Here is a 6832-nt window from a genome sequence, read left to right on the forward strand (position 1 = left end):
TGTTTGACACATTAGTTCCGACAACTCCAACCACTCCTCATGCTTTATTCGGAGGTCTTGGCGTGTTAGTCTGGCTATGACAACAGTCAAATTCAAACACTGGCACCACGAGCATCCCCCCCTTACAGGCCTTTGCCCCCAGCCGTTTTTGCCTGCCACAACCTCACTAATCAGTGCAACTATTCACTGCACCTGTGTCCCGCAGGCTTCCAAGACTTGAGGGGCAGGCAGACCTAATCCGAGGCAAGGGGGACAGGCACCTATCGGAGCCAGTCCCCTTTCAACAGTTGGATGGGGCAGTACTGGGCAGGCACCATAGTTAACCCGCCATTTAGACAAAATCATTTACAGCCCCTCGGATTTTAAGGTCGAGCACGACTTGTTAAGATCAGCCTCCAGATTTTAAGATCGAGCACGACCTTGTTAAGATCGGCTTCCAAATTTTAAGATCGAGCACGACCTTGTTAAGATCGGCTTCAGGATTTTAAGATCGGGTCCAGAGTCGTTAACTTCGGTCTCGGGATTTTAAGATCGGGGTGCAGCAAGGCAAGGGGGACAGGCGCCTATCCCACAGGCAAGGGGGACAGGCACCTGGCGGAGCCAGTCCCCTTTTACGTCTTCCGGTCCAGGCTGCGGTATTGGATGGCTTCGGAAATGTGATGCTCGCAAATGGTTTCGCTTCCCTCTAGGTCGGCGATGGTGCGGGCCACTTTGAGGATCCTGGTGTAGCTCCGGGCACTGAGGCCGAGACGATCGGTCACTACTTCGAGCATCCGGCTCCCCGCCTCGTCGGGTTCGCAGAACTTGCGAATCATCCGGGCGGTCATCTGGGCATTGCTCCTCACCTTGGTCCCCTTGAAACGATCCTTCTGTACCTCCCGGGACTGCGCCACGCGCGAGGAGATGGCGGCGGAACTCTCGCTCTCGCCCCGGTCGGCTAGGTCGCGGTACTTCACCGCGGGCACCTCGATGTGGATGTCGATCCGGTCCAGCAAGGGGCCGGAAACACGAGAGCGGTAGCGGTGGATCATCAGGGGGGTGCAGGAGCACTGGTGCACCGGATCAGAGAGGTAGCCGCAGGGGCAGGGGTTCATGGCAGCGACCAGCATGATGCGGGAGGGATAGGTAACCGAGGAGAGCGCCCGAGAGATGGTGACCCGCCCGTCCTCCATGGGCTGACGCAGCACTTCCAGGACGTGCTGCTTGAATTCCGGGAGTTCGTCCAGGAACAGGACGCCGTTGTGGGACAGGGAGACTTCCCCCGGCTTGGGCGTGTTACTGCCGCCGATGAGCCCGACGTCTGAAATGGTGTGGTGTGGAGATCTGAAGGGGCGGGTGGAGATGAGCGCGTGCTCCCGCTCCAAAAGCCCCATGACGCTGTAGACCTTGGTGGTCTCGATCGCCTCCTCGAAGAGCATCGGGGGGAGGATGGAAGGGATGCGCCGGGCCAGCATGGTCTTGCCCGATCCCGGCGGACCTATCATAAGTAGATTGTGTGACCCCGCGGCGGCGACCTCCAGGGCACGCTTGGCGTGCTCCTGCCCCTTCACCTCCGAAAAGTCGTCGCCGGCCTCGCCCCCCTGGCTGAAGAGGGCCTCGATGTCGGCACGATACGGGGGGATGACGAGGTTGCCGTTTAGGAACTCCACCACCTGGGAGAGTTCCGTCACGCCGATGACCTCTACCCCCTCGACCACACCTCCCTCACAGACGTTCTCCGCCGGGATGATGATGCCGGCGAGCCCCGCCTCGCGTGCGGCGACCGCGACCGAGAGGCAGCCACGTACCGGCTTGACGCCGCCATCCAGCGACAGCTCTCCCAAAAGGATGTAGCGCTGGAGCTGTTCTTCCTTGATGACGCCGATGGCGGCGAGGATACCGATGGAGATGGGAAGGTCGAAGGAAGCCCCCTCCTTCTTGACGTCGGCGGGGGCGAGATTGACGGTGATCTTGCGGTTGGGGAAATCGTAGCCGGAGTTCTTGAGAGCGGCCTTGACGCGGTCCTTGCTCTCCTTGACCGCACCGTCGGGAAGGCCGACCGTGGCCAGTTGGGGGAGGCCCTGGGTGATGTCGACTTCGACGTCAACCAGGATGGCATCGATACCTAAGAGCGCGCTGGCGAGAACCTTGGCAAGCATGAGAACCCCCAACTGACGGTGAAGGGTGAGTTCCTGCGGTGGCCACTGAACCTGGAAACCGTTCAACGTTCTACGTTAAAAACCTCACTGAGTGCGCCCAGCAGGGAGCCCGGCCACGTGGCCGGCTGGCAGCCGCAGGACGTGGACCTGATCGAATGCCACGCCTTGGGGGCAAAGGGGACAGGCACCTGACGGAGCCAGTCCCCTCAATCAGTCCCCTTAATCAGACTTTCAGCATTTCCAGGTAACGGTCGGCATCGAGGGCGGCCATGCAGCCGGTGCCGGCAGAGGTGATGGCCTGCTTGTAGTTGCGGTCCTGCACGTCGCCGGCGGCAAAGACGCCGGGGGTGCTGGTGGCGGTGGAGTTACCCTCGTAGCCGCAGTTGGTGCGGATGTACCCCTCGTCCATCTCGAGCTGCCCTTCGAAGATGTGGGTGTTGGGCTGGTGCCCGATGGCGATGAAGCAGCCGTGCACGTCGATGTGCTTGTCCGACCCGCTCTTGTGGCGCAGCCTGATGCCGGTCACGCCGGACTCGTCCCCGATCACCTCTTCCAGCTGGTGGTTCCATTCGATGGTAACGTTGCCGTTCTTGGTCTTTTCGATCAGCCGATCGGCCAGGATCTTCTCTGCGCGGAACTTGTCCCTTCTGTGCACGACGGTCACGTGGCTCGCGATGTTGGAGAGGTAGAGCGCCTCCTCGACAGCGGTGCTGCCGCCGCCGATGACGGCAACGGGTTTGTTACGGTAGAAAAAGCCGTCGCAGGTGGCGCAGGCCGAAACGCCTTTCCCCTTGAACGCGTGCTCGGAGGGGAGCCCAAGATATTTGGCCGAGGCGCCGGTGGCGATGATGAGCGCATCGCAGCTGTAGCTGCCGCTGTCGCCTTCCAGGACGAAGGGAGGCTTCATCACCTGGGCCTTGTTGATATGGTCGAAGATGAACTGGGTGCCGAAGTGCTCCGCGTGCTGGCGCATGCGCTCCATGAGATCCGGTCCCATCACACCTGCCGGGTCGCCCGGCCAGTTGTCCACCTCGGTCGTCGTCATCAACTGCCCCCCCGTTTGCAGCCCGGTGATGAGGACTGGGTTCAGGTTGGCGCGCGCCGCATAGATCGCAGCAGTGTACCCCGCGGGACCTGAGCCTAATATGATGAGACGATGGTGAATCGGTTCCATGTGTACAGACCTCCGACAGAATTTTGCCGGAAAGATAACAGTATATAGTTTAAATTGCAAGGCGCCATGCGGCTAACACATTGACCCCAATAGGGAGCTCTGCTAAGATTCAAACCGTTGTGCCGTATAATGAAAAGGAGGGAACCATGAAAAAGCTCGCGGTATTATTAGCCTTGACCTTGGCACTTTCTGGTGCGACCCAGGCCATGGCCAGAGACATCAGCTTCACGACCCCTCTGACGCAGAAGCAGTTCAGAGACCTCACCAGGGAAGCGGGCGCCGCCATTTCTTACAAGAACATGGCCCCGGCCGAACCGCTGGGCATCACCGGATTCGACATCGGGGCGGAGCTGTCGGCAATGGACATCAGCAACAGCAGCTACTGGAACGCAGCGTACCGCGGTGATGCACCGTCGTACCTGGTGATCCCGAAACTGCGCGCCAGGAAGGGGCTCCCGATGGGGATCGACGTCGGCGCGATGTACTCGTACGTCCCCGACTCCAACATCAAGCTCTGGGGCATCGAGGTGAGCAAGGCGATCCTGGAAGGGACCGCGGCGACGCCGGCGCTGGGAGTGCGCGCCACCTACAGCAGGCTTTCCGGCGTCAACGATCTCAACCTGCAAACCGCCGGCATAGACGCCTCCATCAGCAAGGGGTTACTGATCATGACGCCGTACGCCGGCGCGGGCGGGGTCTGGGTGAACAGCGAGGCCAAAGGGCGCCTGAAGACGCTCGCGCCAGGCCTCGACACGGAAGACGTTTTCCAGCCCCGCGTGTTCGGGGGCATCAAGTTCTCTCCGCTTCCCCTGCTCGGGGTCACCGCCGAGGTGGAATACCAGGAGCGCTTGATCTATTCCCTGAAGGCCGGGCTCAGCTTCTAACCAACAGGGAGGGGGCCTCGCCCCCTCCCATCGGGGCACACCTATGCATGCTCATGCCGACAGTCACCTGGACCAGAGCATAACCGGACGCTTCAAGTACGCCATCCTGCTGACCTCGCTGACCCTGGTGGCAGAGCTGGTCGGCGGCATCTGGACCAACTCGCTGGCGCTGTTGTCCGACGCGGCGCACGTGTTCCTCGACCTGTTCGCCCTGCTCCTCTCGCTGGGTGCCATCAAGCTCGCCTCCTATCCGGTCAGCGACACCCGCACCTTCGGCTGGCACCGCACCGAGGTCTTCGCCTCCTTCATCAACGGCAGCACCGTCTTTCTCATCGCCGGCATCATCTGCTACGAGGCGGTCGAGCGCATGATGCAACCGCAGGCCGTGAAAAGCCTGGAAATGCTGATCATCGCAGCGGTCGGCCTGGCCATGAACCTGCTCTCCGCCGGCGCGCTGCACTCGCACTCCCACGATGATCTGAACGTGCACAGCGCCTTCCTGCACGTGATCGGCGATGCGGCCGCCTCGGTCGGCGTCATCGTGGGCGGCATCATCATGTACTTCACCAACTGGTACCTGCTCGACGCCATCATCTCGGTCGGCATCGGCTTCATCATCTTCTGGGGATCGTGGCGGGTCATGCGGGAATCGGTGCACATCCTCCTGGAGGGGGTACCGCGCGGCATCGACATCAACCAGGTCGCTTTCTCCATGAAGGAAGTGGAGGGGGTGGCCGAGGTGCACCACCTGAATATCTGGACCATCTGCTCCCACATCATCGCGCTGTCGGCGCACGTGGTGGTCCCAGACTGCTCCCCCAGCGAGCAAACAGAGATCCTGCGCAAGATCGAGGAGAAGCTGTTCCAGCACTTCCACATCTCCCACACCACGCTGCAGGTCGAGAACGCCCGCTGCACCGAGGGTGCCGTCACCAAGCAGTTCCGGCACCGTCCCCGCGCCGCCTCGCTGGCGCATGCCCACGCGCACCCGCACCATCATCCCCATGGCACGTGCCAGGGGCACCATCACTGCCACGACCACGACGACCACACACATTAACCTGCGAATGGAAGAATAGATGCTCGATTACAACCTGATCCTCGACGCGGCCCAACGGCTCAAAAAAAGGGTGCGTCGCACGGAGCTGATCCAGGCCCACCACTTCAGCGAACGACTCGGCCTCCCCCTTTATTTCAAATGTGAAAACCTGCAGCGCACCGGCGCGTTCAAGATTCGCGGCGCGCTCAACTTCATGACGGCACAGTCGCGCGAGGCCCTCGCCGGCGGCGTGATTACCGCCTCGGCAGGGAACCATGCCCAGGGTGTCGCCTTCTCCGCGGACCTCCTCGGCGTCAAGGCGGTGGTCTACATGCCGGAGAGCACGCCGCCGCAGAAGGTCTTTGCCACCCGCGATTACGGTGCGGAGGTGGTCCTGGAGGGGAAGAACTTCGACGAGGCCTGTGCCGCCGCGCTGAGGCAGGCGGAGCAGACCGGCGCCCTCTTCGTGCACCCCTTCAACGACCCGCTGGTGATGGCAGGCCAGGGGACCATCGGGCTGGAACTGCTTGAGGACATTCCCGATCTGGCCAACGTGCTGGTGCCGATCGGCGGTGGTGGCCTCATCGCCGGGATCGCTAGGGCCATCAAGGAGACCCACCCCCACGTGCGGGTCATCGGCGTCGAGTCCGCCGCGGCTCCCTCCATGCGTCAGGCGGTTAAAGCGGGGGAGGTTCTCACCATACCGATCCGCGCCAGTCTCGCCGACGGCATCGCGGTGAAGACGGCAGGCAGCAACACCTTTCCTGTGGTGCGGGACTACGTCGACGAGATCGTGTTGGTGGACGAGGAAGAAATTGCGCTCGCCATCGTGTCGCTCATGGAGCGCAACAAGCTGATGGTGGAGGGTGCCGGTGCGGTTGGCCTGGCGGCGCTGTTGAACGGCAAGGTGAAGAAGATTACCGGCAAGACCGTGGCGCTGCTATCGGGCGGGAACATAGACGTAAAAACCATCGCGGTGGTCGTGGAGCGCGGTCTGCTGGCGGCGGGGCGATATCTGAAGCTGAAGGTGGAGCTGGATGACGTGCCGGGGGCGCTGGCGCGGTTGGCCGCCGAGATCGCCGAGGCGCGGGCTAACATCTCCATCATCACCCATGACCGGCGTTCGGAGTCGTTGCCGATAGGGAGGACTGAGGTGTTGGTGGAGTTGGAGACTCGCGGCGCGGAGCATATCCATGAAGTGACCCGGCACCTCGGCAAGTGCGGGTACCAGATCGAGGTCATTAAGTAAAAAGCTAAAACCGGGAAACCATTGGCCACGGAGAAAATCTGAGGACCATCTGAGAGAACTAAAACCTTTTTGAAGTACTAGGTCTCTCCGTTCTCCCTTGATCTCGTCCCCAAGGTCCGCCTTGGGAACGCAAAGCCTCTCGGAAGCTCCAACTTCCCTCGGATGCAAAGCTGGAGCTTTGCGGCATATGGGGTTCCCAATCTGGAGCTTGGGAACCAGGAAAAGGCTCTCAAAACCTTCCATATAAAAGGGGACAGGCTACTTTTGCAATAAAGTAGCCTGATAATCATCTAAAGGCACCTCCTGGCATAACAAGAGGCAAAGAAACTTCCTGATATGCTGTTACAG

At 61.2% G+C, this 6832-nt stretch carries 5 protein-coding genes; 3 read left to right on the plus strand and 2 right to left on the minus strand.

Annotation, left to right across the window (positions count from 1 at the left end; all coding sequences use genetic code 11):
• Positions 1-611: 611 nt before the first annotated feature.
• Positions 612-2138 carry a YifB family Mg chelatase-like AAA ATPase gene (locus JFN91_RS21825; protein WP_199391250.1) on the minus strand — a complete coding sequence of 509 codons (1527 nt, stop codon included), beginning with the start codon at positions 2136-2138 and terminating at the stop codon, positions 612-614.
• Positions 2139-2361: 223 nt separating this feature from the next.
• Positions 2362-3312, minus strand: coding sequence for a thioredoxin-disulfide reductase (gene trxB, locus JFN91_RS21830; RefSeq protein ID WP_199391251.1), 951 nt, complete (start codon positions 3310-3312; stop codon positions 2362-2364).
• A 146-nt stretch (positions 3313-3458) separates the two neighbouring features.
• Here trxB and JFN91_RS21835 point away from each other — a divergent pair, with 146 nt between their 5' ends.
• The 3 genes from JFN91_RS21835 to ilvA are packed head-to-tail and all read left to right on the plus strand — an operon-like array spanning position 3459 to position 6484.
• Positions 3459-4196 carry a hypothetical protein gene (locus JFN91_RS21835; protein WP_199391252.1) on the plus strand — a complete coding sequence of 246 codons (738 nt, stop codon included), beginning with the start codon at positions 3459-3461 and terminating at the stop codon, positions 4194-4196.
• Positions 4197-4239: 43 nt separating this feature from the next.
• Complete coding sequence (locus JFN91_RS21840; protein ID WP_199391253.1) at positions 4240-5256, plus strand: cation diffusion facilitator family transporter; 1017 nt, start codon at positions 4240-4242, stop codon at positions 5254-5256.
• 19 nt (positions 5257-5275) lie between these two features.
• Entirely contained in the window at positions 5276-6484 is a 1209-nt protein-coding gene (gene ilvA, locus JFN91_RS21845; RefSeq protein WP_199391254.1) for a threonine ammonia-lyase, read from the plus strand.
• Positions 6485-6832: the final 348 nt, after the last annotated feature.

This window comes from Geomonas anaerohicana (genome assembly GCF_016458305.1).
In the GTDB taxonomy this organism is placed as follows: domain Bacteria; phylum Desulfobacterota; class Desulfuromonadia; order Geobacterales; family Geobacteraceae; genus Geomonas; species Geomonas anaerohicana.